The 17,647-nt window shown below is 71.7% G+C and carries 15 protein-coding genes; 6 read left to right on the top strand and 9 right to left on the bottom strand.

Going from position 1 to position 17,647, the window contains the following annotated elements; all coding sequences use genetic code 11:
• Positions 1-152: 152 nt before the first annotated feature.
• Genes ACFFF6_RS01215 through ACFFF6_RS01200 form a run of 4 tightly spaced genes read right to left on the bottom strand, consistent with a single transcriptional unit; the run spans position 153 to position 5,517 of the window.
• Entirely contained in the window at positions 153-1,550 is a 1,398-nt protein-coding gene (locus ACFFF6_RS01215; protein ID WP_376977449.1) for a D-arabinono-1,4-lactone oxidase, read from the bottom strand.
• Between the two features lies 1 nt (position 1,551).
• On the bottom strand, positions 1,552-3,060 hold the full coding sequence (gene araA, locus ACFFF6_RS01210) for an L-arabinose isomerase (protein ID WP_376977447.1): 1,509 nt from the start codon (positions 3,058-3,060) through the stop codon (positions 1,552-1,554).
• A 4-nt stretch (positions 3,061-3,064) separates the two neighbouring features.
• Positions 3,065-3,826, bottom strand: coding sequence for an L-ribulose-5-phosphate 4-epimerase (locus tag ACFFF6_RS01205; RefSeq protein WP_376977445.1), 762 nt, complete (start codon positions 3,824-3,826; stop codon positions 3,065-3,067).
• Between the two features lie 35 nt (positions 3,827-3,861).
• Entirely contained in the window at positions 3,862-5,517 is a 1,656-nt protein-coding gene (locus tag ACFFF6_RS01200) for a xylulokinase (protein WP_376977443.1), read from the bottom strand.
• 258 nt (positions 5,518-5,775) lie between these two features.
• Here ACFFF6_RS01200 and ACFFF6_RS01195 point away from each other — a divergent pair, with 258 nt between their 5' ends.
• Genes ACFFF6_RS01195 through ACFFF6_RS01185 form a run of 3 tightly spaced genes read left to right on the top strand, consistent with a single transcriptional unit; the run spans position 5,776 to position 9,008 of the window.
• Positions 5,776-7,131, top strand: a complete 1,356-nt coding sequence (locus tag ACFFF6_RS01195) for an extracellular solute-binding protein (RefSeq protein WP_376977441.1) — start codon at positions 5,776-5,778, stop codon at positions 7,129-7,131.
• Positions 7,132-7,152: 21 nt separating this feature from the next.
• Positions 7,153-8,115, top strand: coding sequence for a carbohydrate ABC transporter permease (locus ACFFF6_RS01190; protein ID WP_376977439.1), 963 nt, complete (start codon positions 7,153-7,155; stop codon positions 8,113-8,115).
• Positions 8,112-9,008 carry a carbohydrate ABC transporter permease gene (locus ACFFF6_RS01185; protein WP_376977437.1) on the top strand — a complete coding sequence of 299 codons (897 nt, stop codon included), beginning with the start codon at positions 8,112-8,114 and terminating at the stop codon, positions 9,006-9,008. The genes ACFFF6_RS01190 and ACFFF6_RS01185 overlap by 4 nt, the downstream gene beginning before the upstream one ends.
• Before the next feature lie 328 nt (positions 9,009-9,336).
• Here ACFFF6_RS01185 and ACFFF6_RS01180 read toward each other — a convergent pair whose 3' ends face one another.
• The 5 genes from ACFFF6_RS01180 to ACFFF6_RS01160 all read right to left on the bottom strand — a co-directional run bounded on the left by ACFFF6_RS01180 (position 9,337) and on the right by ACFFF6_RS01160 (position 14,649).
• A complete protein-coding gene (locus ACFFF6_RS01180; RefSeq protein ID WP_376977435.1) occupies positions 9,337-10,854 on the bottom strand; it encodes a glycoside hydrolase family 43 protein in 1,518 nt (505 codons plus the stop codon).
• 214 nt (positions 10,855-11,068) lie between these two features.
• Complete coding sequence (locus tag ACFFF6_RS01175) at positions 11,069-12,130, bottom strand: LacI family DNA-binding transcriptional regulator (protein ID WP_376977433.1); 1,062 nt, start codon at positions 12,128-12,130, stop codon at positions 11,069-11,071.
• Positions 12,131-12,185: 55 nt separating this feature from the next.
• Positions 12,186-12,737: a dihydrofolate reductase gene (locus ACFFF6_RS01170; RefSeq protein WP_376977431.1), complete on the bottom strand. Its 552-nt coding sequence runs from the start codon at positions 12,735-12,737 to the stop codon at positions 12,186-12,188.
• Between the two features lie 17 nt (positions 12,738-12,754).
• A complete protein-coding gene (locus tag ACFFF6_RS01165) occupies positions 12,755-13,564 on the bottom strand; it encodes a thymidylate synthase (RefSeq protein ID WP_376977429.1) in 810 nt (269 codons plus the stop codon).
• Positions 13,564-14,649, bottom strand: coding sequence for a LacI family DNA-binding transcriptional regulator (locus ACFFF6_RS01160; RefSeq protein WP_376977427.1), 1,086 nt, complete (start codon positions 14,647-14,649; stop codon positions 13,564-13,566). The genes ACFFF6_RS01165 and ACFFF6_RS01160 overlap by 1 nt, the downstream gene beginning before the upstream one ends.
• Positions 14,650-14,870: 221 nt before the next feature.
• On the opposite strand from ACFFF6_RS01160, the gene arfA reads away from it, so the two are divergent.
• From arfA to ACFFF6_RS01145, 3 genes are all read left to right on the top strand, one after another.
• Positions 14,871-16,385: an arabinosylfuranosidase ArfA gene (gene arfA / locus ACFFF6_RS01155; protein WP_376977425.1), complete on the top strand. Its 1,515-nt coding sequence runs from the start codon at positions 14,871-14,873 to the stop codon at positions 16,383-16,385.
• Positions 16,386-16,677: 292 nt separating this feature from the next.
• Entirely contained in the window at positions 16,678-17,106 is a 429-nt protein-coding gene (locus ACFFF6_RS01150) for an ArsR/SmtB family transcription factor (RefSeq protein WP_446680625.1), read from the top strand.
• Positions 17,103-17,600: an SRPBCC family protein gene (locus ACFFF6_RS01145; protein ID WP_376977423.1), complete on the top strand. Its 498-nt coding sequence runs from the start codon at positions 17,103-17,105 to the stop codon at positions 17,598-17,600. The genes ACFFF6_RS01150 and ACFFF6_RS01145 overlap by 4 nt, the downstream gene beginning before the upstream one ends.
• The last annotated feature ends 47 nt before the right edge of the window (positions 17,601-17,647 follow it).

Below are 17,647 nucleotides of genomic sequence, written 5' to 3'. Positions count from 1 at the left end.
GCGACGCCGCGGGGCCCGCCGGTTCGGGGCGGCTCCACACCGTAGCAGGCCCGGGCCGCGGCGCGGAGAAGATGGCGCTTTCCTGCTGTGGGGCTCCGGAAGTCTCCGGTTCCGGTGCTGTGCAGGCCGCGGCGGCACGGCTCGGAACAGACTCAGAACAGGTACGTCTCCACGTACTCGTTGCGGAACTTCCGGCCCGGATCCAGGCGCTCGGCGAGGGACCGGAAATCCGCCAGGCGCGGGTAGTGGGCGCGGACCTCCTCGGTCGGCATGGTGAACACCTTGCCCCAGTGCGGCCGCGGCGAGAACGGCGCGAGCGCCGCCTCGACCTCGGGCAGGAGCGCCTCGACCTCGGCGGGCCGCTGCTTCCACGTGAAATGGACCAGGGCGCTGTCGCGATCGTGGGCGGGGGAGAGCCACAGATCATCGGCCGCGACCGTGCGCACCTCGGAGGCGTGCAGCAGCGGGCGGATCCGCTCGCCCAGCGGCATCACGGCGGCGAGCGCGTCGGCGATCTGTGCGCGGGGGACGTAGTACTCGCTCTGGATCTCCTCGCCGCTCGACGGGGTGAACTCGAGGCGGAAGTGCGGCAGGCGCTCGTGCGAGGGCCCGGGCGTCCCCGTCTGGTCGGTGCAGAAGTCCCCGGGCAGGCCGGGAAGGGGGTGGACCGCTCCTGCCGCGAGACGCGCGCCGTGCCAGGTCCCCGGGAACGGGGCGTCCGCGTCGACCGGCAGGGCGTGATCGGGACGGCCGATGCCGACGGCCCCCGCGGGCTCCGCCGCGACGGCATGTCCGGACTGGGCCTCGGCGAGCACGGCGGGGTAGCCGGCGACGACGCCGGGGTCCCCCTCGAGCACCGCCTGCTTGACCCAGATCTGCGCGCCCGTCCCGTCCCAGTGATGGAACACGCTCACGCTGTAGGCGCTCGCGAGCACCGCGTCCAGCCCGGCTCCGCCGAACTCCTCCGCCGGCAGCTCGAGGTACACGCGCTGGCGCACGTCGAAGGCGGGGACAAGGTCGAAGGTCAGGTGGGTCGCCACGCCCAGCGCGCCGAGGGCGAGCACGGCCCCGCCGAACACGTCCGCGTCGACCCTGCGGTCCAGGGTCAGCAGGTCGCCGGAAGCGGTGACCAGCTCGACGCGACGGACCGAGGCGGCGAGGGCCTGGTTGCGGTCCCCGGAGCCGTGCGTGCCCGTGGCGCTGGCCCCCGCGACCGAGATATGGGGGAGCGAGCCGGTGTTGGCCAGCGCCAGGCCGTGCCGGGCGAGCTCCAGGGCGAGGGTGCCGTAGCGGACGCCGGCGGCCACGCGCACGGTGCGCGCCGCCGTATCGACCTCGATCTCCTCGGGCAGCCCCGCCAGGGACACGAGGTCCGCGTCCGATGCCGCCACGCGCGAGAACGAGTGCCGGGTGCCCAGCGCACGGATCCGCTCCGCGCGGGCCACGACCTGCTGCAGCTCCTCGACGGTGCGCGGAGTGTGCAGGGGGCCGGGGCCGTAGTCGACGGTCCCGGACCAGCTCAGGCCCGGGCGGGCATCGGACGCGGACATCTCAGAACCCCTGGGCCAGGCGGTAGAAGACCTGGTTGGTGCGCAGGTCCTGGGCGAAGCTGCGCACGGTGGTGTGCTCGTCGATGACGGCGAGCTCGATCCCGGCGATCTCCGCGAGATCCTCGAAGACCTCCAGGCCCAGCGCCGTGGTCATCACGGTGTGGTGGGCCGCGCCGGCGGTCAGCCAGCACTCGGCGGAGGTCGCGAAGTCGGGACGGGGCTCCCAGACGGCGCAGGCCACGGGCAGGTTCGGCAGGTCCGCATCGGGTTCGACGACGTCGACGACGTTGGCGACCAGGCGGAAGCGCTCGCGCATGTCCGAGAGCGCCACGACGACGGCAGGGCCGGGGTCGGTGGTGAACTTCAGGCGCACCGGGTCCTCGCGGTCGCCGATGCCCAGCGGGTGGATCTCCAGGCTCGGCTTCCGCGTGGTGAGCGAGGGGGAGACCTCGAGCATGTGGGCGCCGAGGATCTTCTCGCCGCCCGGGGTCATGTCGTAGGTGTAGTCCTCCATGAGGGAGGCGCCGCCGGGCAGGCCGTAGCCCATCACGGCCGCGGCGCGCACCAGGATGGCGGTCTTCCAGTCGCCCTCGGCGCCGAAGCCGTAGCCGTCGGCCATGAGGCGCTGGACCGCGAGGCCCGGCAGCTGCTTCAGCCCGCCGAGGTCCTCGAAGTTCGTGGTGAACGCGCCGAAGCCGCCCTCCTCGAGGAAGGCGCGCAGGCCCAGCTCCTGGCGGGCGCCGTAGCGCAGGGACTCGTGGCGCTCCCCGCCCTTGCGCAGCTCGGGGACGACCTCGTAGGTCTCCTCGTACTCGGCGACGAGGGCGTCGATCGCGGCGTCGTCGATGGAGTCGACGACCTCCACCAGGTCGTTCACGCCCCAGGTGTTCACGGAGACGCCCAGGCGCAGCTCGGCCTCGGTCTTATCGCCCTCGGTGACGGCGACGCCCCGCATGTTGTCGCCGAAGCGAGCCAGCTTCAGCTGGTGCATCTCCGCCCAGCCGGTCGCGGCGCGGGCCCATCGGCCGATCTTCTCCTGCACGTGCGGGTGGCTCGCGTGGCCGACCACGGTCTTGCGGGCGACGCCGAGGCGGGAGGCGATGTACCCGAACTCGCGGTCGCCGTGGGCGGCCTGGTTGAGGTTCATGAAGTCCATGTCGATGGTGTCCCAGGGCAGCTCGACGCCCGCCTGGGTGTGCAGGTGCAGCAGCGGGGTCTGCAGGGCATCCAGGCCCAGGATCCACATCTTCGCGGGGGAGAAGGTGTGCATCCACGCGATGACGCCGACGCAGGCCGGGTCGGCGTTCGCGGCGAGCGCCACCTCGCGGATCGCGTCGCGGTCGGTGAGGACCGGCTTCCAGAGGATCTTCACGGGGATGTCGGAAGCGGCGTCGAGGGTCTCGGCGATGGTGCGGGACTGCTCGGCGACCTGCTCGAGCGTCTCGGGTCCGTACAGGCCCTGGCTCCCGGTGAGGAACCAGATCTCGCGGGTCTCGAAGGGGTTGTGCATGGTCTCAGGCCTCCTGGGCGTCGTCGGCGGCGCCTGCGGCGGGCTGGCCGTAGACGTTCTGGTAGCGGTCGAAGAGGGAGTCGATGAGCTCCTGCGCGATCGGCAGCGGCTCCCCGAGCTGGCGCGAGACGTGGACCGTGCGGGCCACCTCCTCGCACATCACCGCGGCCTTGACGGCGTCCCGCGCGTCCTTGCCGATGGTGAAGGGGCCGTGGTTCTGCATGAGCACCGCGCGCGAGCGGGAGGTGTGCAGCGTCTCGACGATGCCCTTGCCGATCGAGTCGTCGCCGATGATCGCGAAGGGTCCCACGGGGATGGGGCCGCCGAACTCGTCGCCCATCATCGTCAGCACGCAGGGGATCTCCTCGCCGCGTGCGGCCCAGGCGGTCGCGTACGTCGAATGGGTGTGCACGACGCCGCCGACCTGCTCCATGTGGGAGTACACGTAGGCGTGGGCGGCGGTGTCCGAGCTCGGCTGCAGGGAGGCGGGCGTGCCGTCCTCGATCTTGGTCCCGTCGAGCGTGCACACGACCATGGTCTCGGGCGAGAGGTCGTCGTAGGACACGCCGGAGGGCTTGATCGCGAGCAGGCCGGGCAGGCCCGCCGCGTCGGTCACGGCGGCAGGCACGCGCTCGGACACGTTGCCCGCGGTCCAGATGACGAGGCCGTTACGCGGGAGCTCCGCGTGCAGGGCGGCGACGCGCTCGCGGGTCGCGGAGACGGCCTCCTGGACGTCGGCGGGGAGGTCGGCGAGGACGAGGGTCATGGAAGCTCCTGCGATGGTTCGGGTTCTCGGACGGGTCAGGACAGGGATTCGCCGGCGAGGCGCTCGACGGGCAGACCGGCCCGGTAGCCCTCGAGCCAGCGGGCGTAGCCGGCGACGCCGGCGGGGGCGGGGGAGCGCACCGACTGCTCCGCTCCCGCGAAGACCTGCTCGGCCAGGAAGGCGGCGAGCGTCGGGGCGGGCGCGCCGGCCTCGGCCCGGGCCGCGACCTGCGCGGTGTGCGCGGCGAGCAGCGCCATGCCCCAGGCGCCGCCCTCGCCGGCGGAGGCGCCGACGGCGACGGGCGTGTCGATCGCATCGGCGAGGACCTGCTGGGCGACGCCCTCGGTGCGGAAGATCCCGCCGTGGGCGAACATGGTCTCGAGCTCGACGCCCTCGTCCACGAGGAGCACCTGCATGCCGACGGCGAGCGCGCCGAAAGCGCCGTAGAGCTGGGCTCGCATGAAGTTCTCGAGGGTGAAGCGGGCCCCCTGCTCGCGCACCAGCAGCGGGCGCCCGGACTCCACGTGGGTCTGGTGCTCCCCGGAGATGTAGTTGTAGCTGAGGATCCCGCCGGCGTCGGCCTCGCCCTCGCTCCCGGCGGCGAAGAGCGCCGCGTACAGCTCGTCCGCGGCCAGGGCGCTCCCGGTGCGCTCGGCGAAGGACGCGAACAGGCCCAGCCAGGCGTCGAGGTCGCCGGCGCAGTTGTTGGTGTGGATCATGGCGACGGGGTCGCCGGCGGGCGTGGTGACCATGTCGATCTCCACCCGCGGCCCGGACAGAGGGCGTTCGAGGACCACCATGGCGAAGGCGCTCGTGCCGGCGCTGACGTTGCCGGTGCGCGGGGCGATCGCGTTCGTGGCGACCATGCCGGTGCCCGCGTCGCCCTCCGGCGGGGCGGTGATCGCGCCCGGTCGCAGGGTGCCGCTCGGGTCGAGCAGGGCGGCGCCGGCGGCGGTGAGGGTCCCGGCGTCCTGCCCGGCGACGAGGATCTCCGGGAGGACGTCCGCGATCTGCCAGGGCAGGTCCCGGACGGCGTCGAGGGCGTCGAAGCGGGTGAGCAGCTCCGGATCGAAGGCGTCCCCCGAGGGGCCGATCGGGAACATGCCGGAGGCATCGCCGACGCCGAGGACGCGGCGGCCGGTGAGGCGCTCGTGGACGTAGCCGGCGAGGGTCGTGACGTGGGCGATGCGGGCCACGTGCTCCTCGCCGCCCAGCACGGCGTGCAGCAGGTGGGCGACGCTCCAGCGCAGCGGGATGTTCTGGCCGAGGGTCTTGCTGAGCAGGGCGGCGGCCTCCCCCGTGTAGGTGTTGCGCCAGGTGCGGAAGGGGGTGAGGAGCTCGCCGTCGGCGTCGAAGGCGAGGTAGCCGTGCATCATGGCGGAGACGCCCAGGCTCGCGATCTGCTCGAGGGGCGCGCCGTGCCGATCCTGCACGTCGCGGGCGAGGTCCGCGACGCAGGAGCGTAGGCCCTCCTCGACGTCCGCGAGCGCGTAGGTCCAGGAGCCGTCCTCGAGCTGGTTCTCCCAGGCGTGGGAGCCGCTGGCCAGCACGGTGCCGGCGTCGTCGACGAGGGCGGCCTTGATGCGCGTCGAGCCCAGCTCGATCCCGAGGTGGGCACGGCCCGCGGTGATGAACCGGGCCGGATCCGGGGCGGCGGATGCGGCGGGCTGCGGGGCTGCGGGGGTGCTCAACGGGGCCTCCTGGCGGATCCGGCGACGGTGCGGACGCGGTCGACGTGAGCGACCGAGCTCCACTCTGACAGGCCCGCACTGATCATGTCAACGTTCACATCGCGAGCGCCATGTTTTCCTCTTCGGGGCGGCGGGCACCGTTGACGACCCAGGTACAACGATGTAAATTGCGGTCACGACACGACCCACCACCGGGATCCCGAGCCGCGGACATGTCCGTCCGTCGCCCGGCTCCCCCTCCACGAAGAGGTGGACAGGATGCTCCATGGTTCACCTGGCTCCAGCGCCAGGCCACCGCACACCCTCACCGCGCGCGGCGGCTTCGGACGCCGGAGCCTGCTCAAGGGCGCGGGCGCCCTCGGCGCCCTGGGCGCTCTCGCCGGCTGCTCCGGCGCCAGCGCCCGCGCCAGCGACGACATCGCCTTCTGGCACCTGCTGTCCGGCCCGGACGGCGTCACCATGGGCCAGCTGCTGGACGGCTACATGGCCGAGGACGGCGCCTCGCGCGTGACCCAGACCGTCCTCGGCTGGGGCGCCCCCTACTACACCAAGCTGGCCATGGCCTCCGCCGGCGGCCGCGCCCCCGACGTCGCCGTCATGCACGCCGCCCGCGTGCCCGGCTACGCCCCCGGCGGTCTCCTCGACGAATGGGACCTCGACCTGCTGGGCGAGTTCGGCGTCGTCCAGTCGGACTTCCCCGAGCGCATCTGGGAGAAGATGGTCGTCGACGGGAAGCTCCTGGACATCGCCCTGGACTCCCACCCCTTCGTCATGTACTACAACACGGAGATCGCGGACGCCGCAGGTCAGCTCGGCACCGACGGCCTGCTGCTGCCCGTCTCGAGCGTCGAGGAGTACCGCGAGCAGCTCCTCGCCCTGGGAGCGCAGGCCCCCAGCGGCCACGGGCTCTCCTGGGGCTACCTGGGCGACGGATCCAACCAGTGGCGCATGTTCTGCACGTACTACACGCAGGCAGGCGGCACCATCGAGCTGCCCGTGGGCGGGACCATGCAGTACCAGGAGGAGCTCGTCGTCCAGACGATCGAGTACATCCTCTCGCTCATCGACGGCGAGGTCGGGAACACCGCGCACGACGGCGGCACGGCGATCTCCGAGTTCGCCACCGGCGGCAGCGGCGCCTTCTACGGCGGCGTCTGGGAGCTCGGCAACTACAAGGCGCAGGGCGTCCCCTTCGACATGCAGGTCATCCCCGGCGTGCTCGGAAAGCCCGCCGCCTACGCGGACTCGCACTCCTTCGTGCTGCCGCACCAGTCCGCACCCGACGAGGCGCGCCGCCGCGGCGTGCACCAGATGGTCGCCTACCTCCTGAAGAACTCGCTCACCTGGGCCGGCGCGGGGCACATCCCCGCCTACGCGCCGATCCTCGAGGATCCCGGCTACGACGACCTGCTCCCGCAGTCGCACTACGCCGACGCGATCGACCACCTCGTCTACGATCCGCCGGCCTGGTTCACCGGGTCCGGCAGCGACTTCCACACCTACTTCGGCAATGACATGCAGAACGTGTGGGCTCGCCGGGTCGAACCCCTCGAGGGCTGGAACGCCTTCGTCGCCCGCATCAACGACCTGCTCGGCAAGCCGAGCCCGATGTGATCCCGTCGAAGGAGACGACCGATGACCACAGCTGACGGTCTCGCCGCCCCGAGCGGCCGCCGCGCCGCCCCGGCGCCGACCACCACCCCTGTCCGCGAGGGCCGCCGCGCCCGTCGCCGCGCCGACAACCTGCGCGGCTGGCTCTACTGCGCGCCCTTCCTCATCGCCTTCGGGCTCTTCCTCATCTGGCCCACCCTCTACGGGTTCTGGATGAGCTTCACCGGCACCAGCCTCGCCGGCACCAACACCGGCTTCGTCGGCCTCGACAACTGGGTCGAGGCGCTCGGCGACGCGAACGTGTGGACGTCGCTGGGCAACACCGTCTGGTTCACGGTGCTGTCCTCGATCCCGCTCGTCGTGATCGCCCTGGTGCTCGCGGTGCTCGTGAACATCGGCCTGCCCGGGCAGTGGTTCTGGCGCCTGGCCTTCTTCATGCCCTTCCTCATGGCCTCGACCGTCGCCTCGAAGTTCTGGAACTGGATGTACAACCCGCAGCTGGGTCTCATCAACACGTTCCTGGGCTGGTTCGGGATCACCGGACCCACCTGGCTGCAGGATCCGAACACCGCCATGATCGCCGTGGTCATCATGACCGTGTGGTGGACCATCGGCTTCAACTTCCTGCTGTACCTCGCGGCGCTGCAGAACATCCCGGAGACCCTGTACGAGGCCGCGTCCCTCGACGGTGCGGGCGCCTGGCGGAAGTTCCGCTCGATCACCCTGCCGCAGCTGGCGCCGACCACGGTCCTCGTGCTGGTGCTGCAGATCCTCGCCTCGCTGAAGATCTTCGACCAGATCTACCAGATGACCGGCGGCGGCCCCGGCGGCACCACCCGCCCCGTGCTGCTGTACATCTACGAGGTCGGCTTCACCGGCTACCGGCTGGGCTACGCCTCGGCGATCTCCTACATCTTCTTCTTCCTCATCATCATCATCTCGATCGTCTACATGGTGATCGGCGCCCGACGGAGCGTGAAGGCATGAGCGCAGCGACCCCCACCCTCGACGTCGTCGCCCCCGCGGCGACGACCCTGCCCCGCCGCCCCCGGAGGAAGCCGACCCCCGGCCGGATCGTCGCCTTCGTGATCCTGCTGATCCTCGCGGTGACCTGGCTGATCCCGGTCGTGTGGGCGGCGCTGACGTCCTTCAAGCCCGAGGCCGAGGCCGCCGCCATGCCGGTGACCATCTTCCCGAAGAGCGGCTTCACCCTGGATGCTTACATCTCCACCCTCAGCGCGAGCAGCGTGCCGCGCTGGGCCTGGAACAGCCTCTACACCTCCGTCATGATCACGCTCATCACGGTCGCGATCTCGGCGCTGGCCGGCTACGCCCTCTCCCGCATGCGCTTCACCGGGCGGAAGGCGATCATCTCCCTGATCATCGCCTCGATCATGATCCCCGGGCAGATCCTCATCGTGCCGCTGTTCCAGCTCATGCTGTCGCTGAACCTGGTGGACACGTACTGGGGGATCATCCTCCCGCAGGTGGTGGCGGCGCCGATGGTCTTCATCCTCATGAAGTTCTTCGACCAGATCCCCTTCGAGCTCGAGGAGGCCGCGCTCATGGACGGCGCGAGCCGTCTGCGGATCTTCTGGGCGATCGTGCTGCCGCTGTCGCGGCCGATCCTCGGGGCGGTGGCGATCTTCGTGTTCATCGGCGCGTGGAACAACTTCCTGTGGCCCTTCATCGTCATCAACGACGCGGACCTCATGACCCTGCCGACGGGCCTGCAGACCGTGATCAGCGCCTACGGCATCCAGTACGCGCAGAACATGGCCCAGGCCATGCTCGCGGCGCTGCCGCTGATCATCGTGTTCCTGTTCTTCCAGCGGCAGATCATCAAGGGCATCTCCACGACCGGCATCGCCGGCACCTGAGATCCCGGGCGGGAGCTCGTCCCCGCCTCGCCCTGTCTGCCGTCCCGCACCGTCGGCGGGCGCACCGGAGCCCCCGGTCCGTCCGCCGACGGTGCTCTGCGTCGTGCCCGTCGCCCTCTCGGCCCGCCGTTCCTGACCGAGCGGGGCATCGACCGGGGGATATGGTCCGCCTCGCCGCCGTGGAGGCGCACCGTCTCCCCCTGCTCGGCGAGCGCGATGGTCGCGAGCTCGGCGTGGCGCGCGGAAAGTGCCGCATCCCCAGGTGGGGATGCGGCACTGTCGAGTCACTCGCGAGGGCGGCGCGGAGGCGAGCGACGTGCCCGTCGGCTCAGACCGCCTTCGACCCCCACAGGGCGCGGCCGTCCGGGCCGGCAGCCGTGAACGTCCAGGTCCAGGCCGCGGCGACCTCGTCCCAGCCGGCCGTGAACACGCCGGTGAAGCGGACGCCCTCCAGCTCGAGCACCGCCCGATGCCCCGCCTCGAGCCGCCACGTGCCCGTGTGCGAGCCGGCCACCGTGCCGTCCTGCGCGAGGACCAGCTCGGTCGAGGTGACGACGTCGGCGCTGATCGCCCGGCCGTGGTCGATCAGCCGCCACCTGCCCACCGCATCGGCACGCTTCAGGCGCACGGCCTTCGCGCCGGCGGCGGGCTCGCCGCCGTAGCGGTGAGGGGAGAGGACCGGCCAGGAATCGGCCGAGTAGTGGATGCGGTGCACGCGCACCTGGTGGAACTCGCCGCGGCGCGGGAATCGGGAGTGGAAGAACAGGAACGCCTCATCGGACCGGGGGTCCGCCCAGGCGGAGACGTGCCCGGGGGAGACGTAGCCGGGCCCGCGCACCTCTGCGCCGTCCTCGCCGGCCGTCACGAACTCGTGATTGCCCATCAGCTTCAGTCCGTAGGGCTCGATCGAGGCATCGTCGAACAGCGGCAGCGACGGATCCGCCCTGCAGTCGCGCAGGTCCTGGCCCATCGGGTCCAGGTACGGTCCGGCCACGTCCCGGGAGCGGCCCACACGGACGTTGTAGCCGCCGAAGGAGTCCAGCCCTCCGAAGGTCACCCACAGGTAGTAGTAGCCGGTCCGCCTGCTGAACAGGATGTACGGCGCCTCGATGCGGGAGTGGTTCCCGCCGATCAGATGCGTGCCGTAGCCCTGTCCGGGCAGGGGCCGCCCGGTCCCCGGGTCGACCTCGAGCAGGAAGATCCCCCCGGAGTAGGAGCCGTACACGAGCTGCGTGCGACCGTCCTGGTCGACGAAGGCCTGCGGGTCCACGACGTTGGGGTGGATGGTGGGGTCGTAGATGCTGCCGTCCTCGCCGGCCTCGCCCCACATCCCCGAGCGCAGGAAGATGCCCTCGTCCCGGTACGGGCCCCCGATGTCGTCGGCGATCGCGGAGCCGAGCGCCGATCGGGGCGAGGATCCCTCGCAGGCGCAGTAGTACATGCGGAAGCGGCCGTCGGGCGTCTCGTGGATGTCCGGTGCCCAGAGCGTGGAGGTGTTCGCCCATGCGAAGGCCTCGGCGAGCTCGACGGTCACGTCCTCGAACAGGGGGTTCTCCGGGGTGACGAGGTCGGCGACGCTCTCCCAGCGTTCGCGGTCCGGGGACGCCGCCGCGGCCAGATGAGAGCCGAAGACGTAGAACCGGCCGTCGGCGCGGATCACGGACGGATCATGGACGGAGACCTCGGCGAAGACGGGCACCGGCAGCGCGGGTGCTCCGCCGCGGCCCGTGCCCGGGGGGCCGGCGAGGGCTGCCGGGGACAGCATCGCGGCGCCTCCGGCGGTCGTCAGGGCGGCGGTTCCGCCCAGCAGGGCTCTGCGGGAGACGATGCGGGGTGCGGGGGACATGCGGGACTCCTTCGTCCGATGGGGCGGCGCGCCGCGGGCCCGTGTGCGCGCCGCCCCGGCCCTCCACGGGGCCCGGGACGGCTCGCGGCGCGGTCCGCTGTCGTGCCGAGGGGTTCGCGGCGACCTTACATCGTTGTAAAGCAGACGTGCAAGAGCGTCTTTACATCGATGGAAGAGGTGCTGGTCAGGGACGTCGTGGGGTTCGCGGCGAGAATCAGGCTCGGCGCGAGCTCTCTCGCACGACCAGTCGGTGCGCGACGGTCACCGTCCTTCCGGGGCCGTCATGGCCGTCGATCCGCTCGAGCAGCAGGTCGAGCGCCCGCCGGGCGAGCTGCGTCTTGTCCTGGCTGATGGTGGACAGCGCGGGGGAGGCGTACGGCGTCTCCGGGATGTCGTCGAAGCCGACGACCGCCACGTCCTCGGGAACCCGCAGACCGCGGTCGCGCAGCCCCGTGAGCGCACCGAGGGCGAGCTCATCGTTCGCCGCGACGATCGCGTCGACCTCCGGGTGGGCCTCGAGCAGCGCGTGGGTGGCCGCGCGCCCGTCGGAGCGATGCCAGTTGGCGACCGATGCCCAGGTGACGTCCGGGGCGCGCCGCCCCGCCGCGGCCACGGCGTCCCGGAACCCTGCCGTGCGCAGCGCCGCGGTCGAGAACTCCGGCACCAGGTCGCCCGCCGGGAGCTGGCCGAGGAAGGCGATCCGCCGCGGATCCGCGGCGAGCAGATGCGCGGTCGCCTCCGCCATCGCCGCGCGGTTGTCGATCCGCACGTAGTCCACCCCGTGCGGCAGGGCGTCCGGGTCCACGTGTTCGCCGATCAGCACCATCGGCTGCGGGAGGTTCGCGATCGCTCGCAGGCGCTCGAGCGGCATGAGCAAGGGGTTGTAGATGACGCCGTCGCCCAGGCCGACCCGATGCCCGGCGATCAGCTCGAGCTCCTGCTCGAGCCCCGCCGAGGTGCTGTGCAGCAGGATCGTGCGGTGCCGGGTGCGGGCCTCGTCGATGAAGCGCTGCGCGACGTCGGAGAAGTAGCTGAAGGTCAGCGAGGGGACGGCGAGGGTGATGATCCCGCTGGTGCCCGCGCGCAGCTGCTTGCCGGCGATCTGCGGGCGGTACCCCAGCTCCTCGATCGCCGCCTCGACCTTCGCGCGCATCGGGGCGCTGATGTGGGGGAAGTCGTTGACGACGTTCGAGACGCTCTTGACCGAGACGCCGGCGAGCTCGGCGACGTCGCGCAGCCGGGGAGGGCGGCGTCGAGCAGGCGGATCAGAGGGCATGGGTCGATTCTCCCACCCCTGCGAGCGACGCCCCGGACTGCGCCCGGCCGCCCGGTCAGCGGTCCTCGCGCGCTCGCTCGTACCGGCGGATCCGGTAGCGCAGCCCCGTGCTGCTCTCGTGCCAGCCCTCCGAGGGATCGAGATGCGCGGGCACGAAGTCCGCGGGGACCCGCGGGGCGAGCGTGTCGCCCTCGACCTCGAGGTCGATCTCGGTGACGACCAGGAGATCCGCGCGCTCGATGGCCGCGGCGTAGATCGAGCCGCCGCCGATCACCCACACGCGTCCCGTCCCGGCCTCGGCGGCCGCGAGCTCGAGGGCCTGCGGCAGGGAGCGCGCCCGGATCGCGCCCGGCAGCTCGAGCGCATCATCGCGGGTGATCACGATGTTGCTGCGCCCCGGGAGCGGTCGGAACCGTGGCGGGAAGGACTCCCAGGTGCGGCGGCCCATCACGACGGGGGAGCCGGTCGTGGTGCGGCGGAAGTGCGCGAGGTCCTCGGGCAGGCGCCAGGGCATGGTGCCGTCCGCGCCGATCACGCCGCCGCGGGCCTGCGCCCAGATCAGGCCGATGCCCCCGCCGGACCCCGCGGCCCCGTCCTGCACCGTCATGCCCTGGTCCGTCGCCATCACACGGCCACGGGCGCGAGGATGCCCCGGTGGTGCTGGTAGTCGCGGATCTCGATGTCCTCGAGCTCGTAGTCGAGGATCGAGGCGGGTCGCCGCCTCAGGTGCAGCGTGGGGTAGGGGAAGGGGGCGCGCGAGAGCTGTCGCTGCACCTGCTCGACGTGGTTGTCGTAGATGTGGCAGTCCCCGCCGGTCCAGATGAACTCGCCGACCTCGAGGTCCGTCTGCTGCGCGATCATGTGCGTGAGCAGGGCGTAGCTGGCGATGTTGAAGGGGACGCCCAGGAACAGGTCCGCGCTGCGCTGGTACAGCTGGCAGGACAGCTTCCCGTCGATCACGGCGAACTGGAACAGGGCATGGCAGGGCGCGAGAGCCATCGCCGGGATGTCCGCGGGGTTCCAGGCGGAGACGATCAGCCGGCGCGAGTCGGGGTTCGTGCGGATCTGCTCGACCACGTCGGTGATCTGGTCGATGACCCTGCCGTCCGGTGCGGGCCAGGAGCGCCACTGGGCGCCGTAGACGGGGCCCAGGTCCCCGTTCTCATCGGCCCATTCGTCCCAGATGCTCACGCCGCGCTCCTGCAGCCAGCGCACGTTGGTGTCCCCGCGCAGGAACCACAGCAGCTCGAGGATCAGCGAGCGGGTGTGCACCCTCTTCGTGGTCACCAGCGGGAAGCCGGCGGAGAGGTCGTAGCGCAGCTGGCGTCCGAACACGGCGCGCGTGCCGGTGCCGGTGCGGTCGCCCTTGGGGGATCCGGTCGACAGGACCTCCCGGAGCAGGTCCTCGTAGGGGGTCGGGATCGTGGTGGTCATCAGGCGATCTCCTGGAGGGACGGGGCGGCGGGCGCCGTGGACTCGCGGGCCTCGAGGGTGTAGGGGTTCTCGATGATGCGGGGTGGGCCGTCGTACCCGCGCACCCGCTCGGTCAGCAGGTCCAGGGCCGTGCGGGCGAGCACCTGCTTGTCCGGGGAGATGGAGCTGAGCGGCGGCGCGGTGAACAGGGCGTCGGGGGTGTCGTCGTAGCCGATCACGGCCACGTCCTCGGGCACGCGCAGCCCGGCACGGCGCAGGCCGGCGAGGGCGCCGATCGCGAGCTCGTCGTTCGCGCAGACCAGGGCGTCGACCGGGACGTCCCTTCCGAGCAGCGCCCGGACGCCCTCGAGGCCGTCGGCGCGGTGCCAGTCGGAGACCTCCTGGATGATCGCCTGCTCGCGGCCGATGCCGTGCTCCTCGAGCGCACGCAGGTAGCCCTCGAGACGCAGGGATCCGGAGCTGTGGGGCTGGGTGCCGTGCGCGGTCGTGATCTGGCCGATGAACGCGACGGCGCGACGGCCGCCGTCCAGCAGGTGCGCAGTCGCGTCGTGGGTCGCGGCGACGTTGTCGATCTTCACGTAGTCGCAGCCGGCGGGAAGGACGTCCGGCAGGTGCTCGCCGATGAACACGGTGGGCTGGCTGGTCCGTTCGAGCTGGGCGATCTGCGCCTCCTCGAGCTGGAGCGGGTTGAACACCACGCCGTCGCCGAGGACCCGCTTGAAGCCCTCGAGGACGCTCTGCTCCTCCTCGGCACCCTTCGTCGTCGAGTGCAGCAGCACCGTCTGGCCGCGATGCTGCGCCTCTTCGATGAACACCTGGGCGAGGTGGGAGAAGTAGGAGTAGGTGAGGGAGGGCAGGGCGAGGGTGACCAGGCCGCTCTCGCCGGTGCGCAGCTGCTGGGCGGCGACCTGGGGGCGGTACCCGACCTGCTTGATGGCGGCCCGCACGCGCTCCCGGGTGGCGGCGCTGACGTGCGGATAGTCGTGGACGACGTTGGAGACCGTCTTGATCGACACCTCGGCGATCTGCGCGACGTCCCGCAGGGTCGGGGGACGGACGGGGCCGGTGCGTGCGGTCGGGCTCATGCCGCCGATTGTCGCACCCGGCGGGGCCCGGGGCGGCGGGGAGGCGTGCGCCCTCACATCGGGAGCGAGGGCGGCGGGAGGGCGTGTTGACGCCCCTGGATGGGCATGACATTCTTCTACAACGTTGTATGGGCGGTCGGAGAGAGCTGTTCCCGGTGATCCCCTCCACCGCCCCACCCCGCCCCTGTCGCATCACCCCGCAGCAAAGGACGCCGACACCGATGTCTCCGACCGTCACCATCACCCTGGACCCCGCCTTCCGCATCGCCCCCGTGCGCCGGCGCACCTTCGGCTCCTTCGTCGAGCACCTGGGACGCTGCGTCTACACCGGCATCTACGAGCCCGGCCATGCCACCGCTGACGAGGCCGGCCTGCGCGGCGACGTCATCGAGCTCACCCGCGAACTGGGCGTGACCTCCGTGCGGTACCCGGGCGGCAACTTCGTCTCCGGCTACAAGTGGGAGGACGGCATCGGCCCGGTCGAGCAGCGCCCGGCCCGCCATGACCTCGCCTGGCACTCGACCGAGCCGAACACCTTCGGCCTCGACGAGTTCATGGGCTGGATCGAGAAGGTCGGCGTCGAGCCGATGTACGCCGTGAACCTGGGCACCCGCGGCGTCGAGGAGGCCCTCGACGTCCTGCAGTACGCCAACGCCCCCCGCGGCATCGCCCTGTCCGAGGAGCGCGCCGCGAACGGCCACCCCGAGGGCTACGGGATCCGCATGTGGTGCCTGGGCAACGAGATGGACGGCCCCTGGCAGACCGGCCACAAGACGGCCGAGGAGTACGCCCGCATCGCCACCGAGGCCGCCCGCGCCATGCGTCAGGAGGACCCGGAGCTCGAGCTCATCGCCTGCGGCTCCTCGAGCTCCTCGATGGAGACCTTCGGCGCCTGGGAGAACACGGTCCTCACCGAGGCCTACGACCACGTCGACATGATCTCCGCCCACGCCTACTACGCCGAGCACGACGGCGATCAGGGCTCCTTCCTCGCCTCCGCGCAGGACATGGACTACTTCATCGAGTCCGTGGTGGCCACGGCCGATCACGTCCGCGCCAAGCTCAAGCGCGAGAAGCGGATCCACGTCAGCTTCGACGAGTGGAACGTCTGGTACCAGTCCCGCGCCGAGTCCCGCCCGCCGAGCGGCGAGGACTGGCCCGTGGCGCCGGTCCTGCTCGAGGACCACTACACCGCGATCGATGCGGTCGTCGTCGGCAATCTGCTGATCTCGCTGCTGCGCCACTCCGACCGCGTCGCCTCCGCCTCGCTCGCGCAGCTCGTGAACGTCATCGCGCCCATCATGACCGAGCCCGGCGGTCGCGCCTGGAAGCAGACCACCTTCCATCCCTTCGCGCTGACCGCTCGTCATGCGACGGGCGAGGTGCTGCGCCTGGCGATCGACGCCCCCACCTACGAGAACGCCCGCTTCGGCGAGTCGGCGATCGCGGACTCCGTCGCGACCTGGGACCAGGAGAGCGGCGAGCTGACGCTCTTCGCCGTCTCGCGGGCCACCGAGGGCGAGCTGGACCTGGCGGTGGACCTCTCCGCCTTCGGCGACCTCGAGCTGGTCGAGGCGGTCACGGTCCACCATGAGGACCCCTATGCGCAGAACACGGCCGATGCGCCCGAGACCGTCGCGCCCCGGCCCCTGTCCTCGGCGGCGCTCGGGGACGGCCGGCTCACGGCGGCGCTGCCGGCGATCTCCTGGAGCATGCTGCGCCTGCGGCGGGTCTGAGGCGTCCGGACGGCTTCGACGGGTTCCCGTCCCCGGGGTCGCGTGATCGGAGGGGGCTGTGGTGGCATACCGCGTGCATGAGGCGCGCGAGGTGCTCCCGCAGCCCCCTCCGGTCATGCCCCGGGGTTCTGGCCGGGCTCTGCCCGTGACGCGGCGCCGGATGCGGGCCCGGTCCGGACGCCAGGGTGACCGCTTCCTCGATAGGCCCCGTCCCTTATTCAACCGGGGGGTTGACGATGTGGCGGTGCGGGAGTAGCGTCCTCGTTATCAACCATCCGGTTGAGAAAGGAGGATGATGCACGACGACGACCAGCTCTCGAAGGCCTTCGCGGCCCTCGCGGATCCCACCCGCCGCGACCTCATCGCCCGGCTCACGATCGGCGATGCGAGCGTCGGCGAGCTCGCCGCCCCCTACGCCATGTCCCTCCAGGCGGTGAGCAAGCACCTGAGGGTCCTCGAGGACGCCGGGCTCGTCACCCGAGGGCGCGAGGCGCAGCGGCGCCCCGTGCACCTCGAAGCCCGGGCCCTGGGGGAGCTGACCCGCTGGATCGACCAGCATCGCCGCCGCGCCGAGGCACGCATGTCCCGGCTCGAGGACGTGCTCGCCGGCATCGCCGCCGACGAGCGGCACGAGCCCCCCGCCGCCCCGCTCGATCCCGGGCCCGCGGCACCACCACCCCGCACGACCGACCGCTCCACGCCTGAGGAGGCACAGCCATGACCACCACCGATCGCCTGACCACCGCCGTCATCGAAGCCGATCCCGAGGTCCCGATCATCCGCATCACCCGGGACTTCCGCGCCACCCCGGCCCAGGTCCTGCGCGCCCACACCGACCCGGAGCTGTTCGTGCGATGGAACGGCCCCGACTCCCTGACCGCCCGCGTGGACTACTGGGATGCCCGCACCGGCGGCTCCTGGCGATTCGTCCACTCCGACGAGAACGGGGAGTACGCCTTCCACGGCTGCTTCCACGAGGTCGGCGAGGACCGCATCGTCCAGACCTTCACCTGGGAGGGCATGCCCGAGCACGTCTCCCTCGAGACGCTGCGCCTCGAGGACCTCGGCGACGGCTGGACCCGCCTGCACGCCCAGTCCCTCGTCGACTCCTTCGAAGGCCGCAACGGCTGGCTCGAGAGCGGCATGGAGGTCGGCGTGAACGAGGGCTACGCCAAGCTCGACGGCCTCCTGGGCGAGGGCTCCGTCCAGGCCTGAGCGGACTCCGCGCCCACGGGGCGGAGACCGAGGCCCCGCCACGGCGG

It is taken from the genome of Brachybacterium hainanense, assembly GCF_042434575.1.
Taxonomy (GTDB): Bacteria; Actinomycetota; Actinomycetes; order Actinomycetales; family Dermabacteraceae; genus Brachybacterium; species Brachybacterium hainanense.
Note: the sequence above shows the minus strand (reverse complement) of the source record. Positions and strands in the feature narration are given on the sequence as shown.

Bases quoted from the DNA above. Each gene is read 5' to 3' on its own strand.
- ACFFF6_RS01160 (WP_376977427.1), bottom strand. From the start codon at position 14,649: ATGAGCCCGACCGCACGCACCGGCCCCGTCCGTCCCCCGACCCTGCGG.
- ACFFF6_RS01190 (WP_376977439.1), top strand. From the start codon at position 7,153: ATGACCACAGCTGACGGTCTCGCCGCCCCGAGCGGCCGCCGCGCCGCC.
- ACFFF6_RS01205 (WP_376977445.1), bottom strand. From the start codon at position 3,826: ATGACCCTCGTCCTCGCCGACCTCCCCGCCGACGTCCAGGAGGCCGTC.
- ACFFF6_RS01185 (WP_376977437.1), top strand. From the start codon at position 8,112: ATGAGCGCAGCGACCCCCACCCTCGACGTCGTCGCCCCCGCGGCGACG.
- ACFFF6_RS01215 (WP_376977449.1), bottom strand. From the start codon at position 1,550: ATGTCCGCGTCCGATGCCCGCCCGGGCCTGAGCTGGTCCGGGACCGTC.
- ACFFF6_RS01165 (WP_376977429.1), bottom strand. From the start codon at position 13,564: ATGACCACCACGATCCCGACCCCCTACGAGGACCTGCTCCGGGAGGTC.
- ACFFF6_RS01145 (WP_376977423.1), top strand. From the start codon at position 17,103: ATGACCACCACCGATCGCCTGACCACCGCCGTCATCGAAGCCGATCCC.
- ACFFF6_RS01175 (WP_376977433.1), bottom strand. From the start codon at position 12,130: ATGCCCTCTGATCCGCCTGCTCGACGCCGCCCTCCCCGGCTGCGCGAC.
- ACFFF6_RS01170 (WP_376977431.1), bottom strand. From the start codon at position 12,737: ATGACGGTGCAGGACGGGGCCGCGGGGTCCGGCGGGGGCATCGGCCTG.
- arfA (WP_376977425.1), top strand. From the start codon at position 14,871: ATGTCTCCGACCGTCACCATCACCCTGGACCCCGCCTTCCGCATCGCC.
- ACFFF6_RS01180 (WP_376977435.1), bottom strand. From the start codon at position 10,854: ATGTCCCCCGCACCCCGCATCGTCTCCCGCAGAGCCCTGCTGGGCGGA.
- ACFFF6_RS01195 (WP_376977441.1), top strand. From the start codon at position 5,776: ATGCTCCATGGTTCACCTGGCTCCAGCGCCAGGCCACCGCACACCCTC.
- araA (WP_376977447.1), bottom strand. From the start codon at position 3,060: ATGCACAACCCCTTCGAGACCCGCGAGATCTGGTTCCTCACCGGGAGC.
- ACFFF6_RS01150 (WP_446680625.1), top strand. From the start codon at position 16,678: ATGATGCACGACGACGACCAGCTCTCGAAGGCCTTCGCGGCCCTCGCG.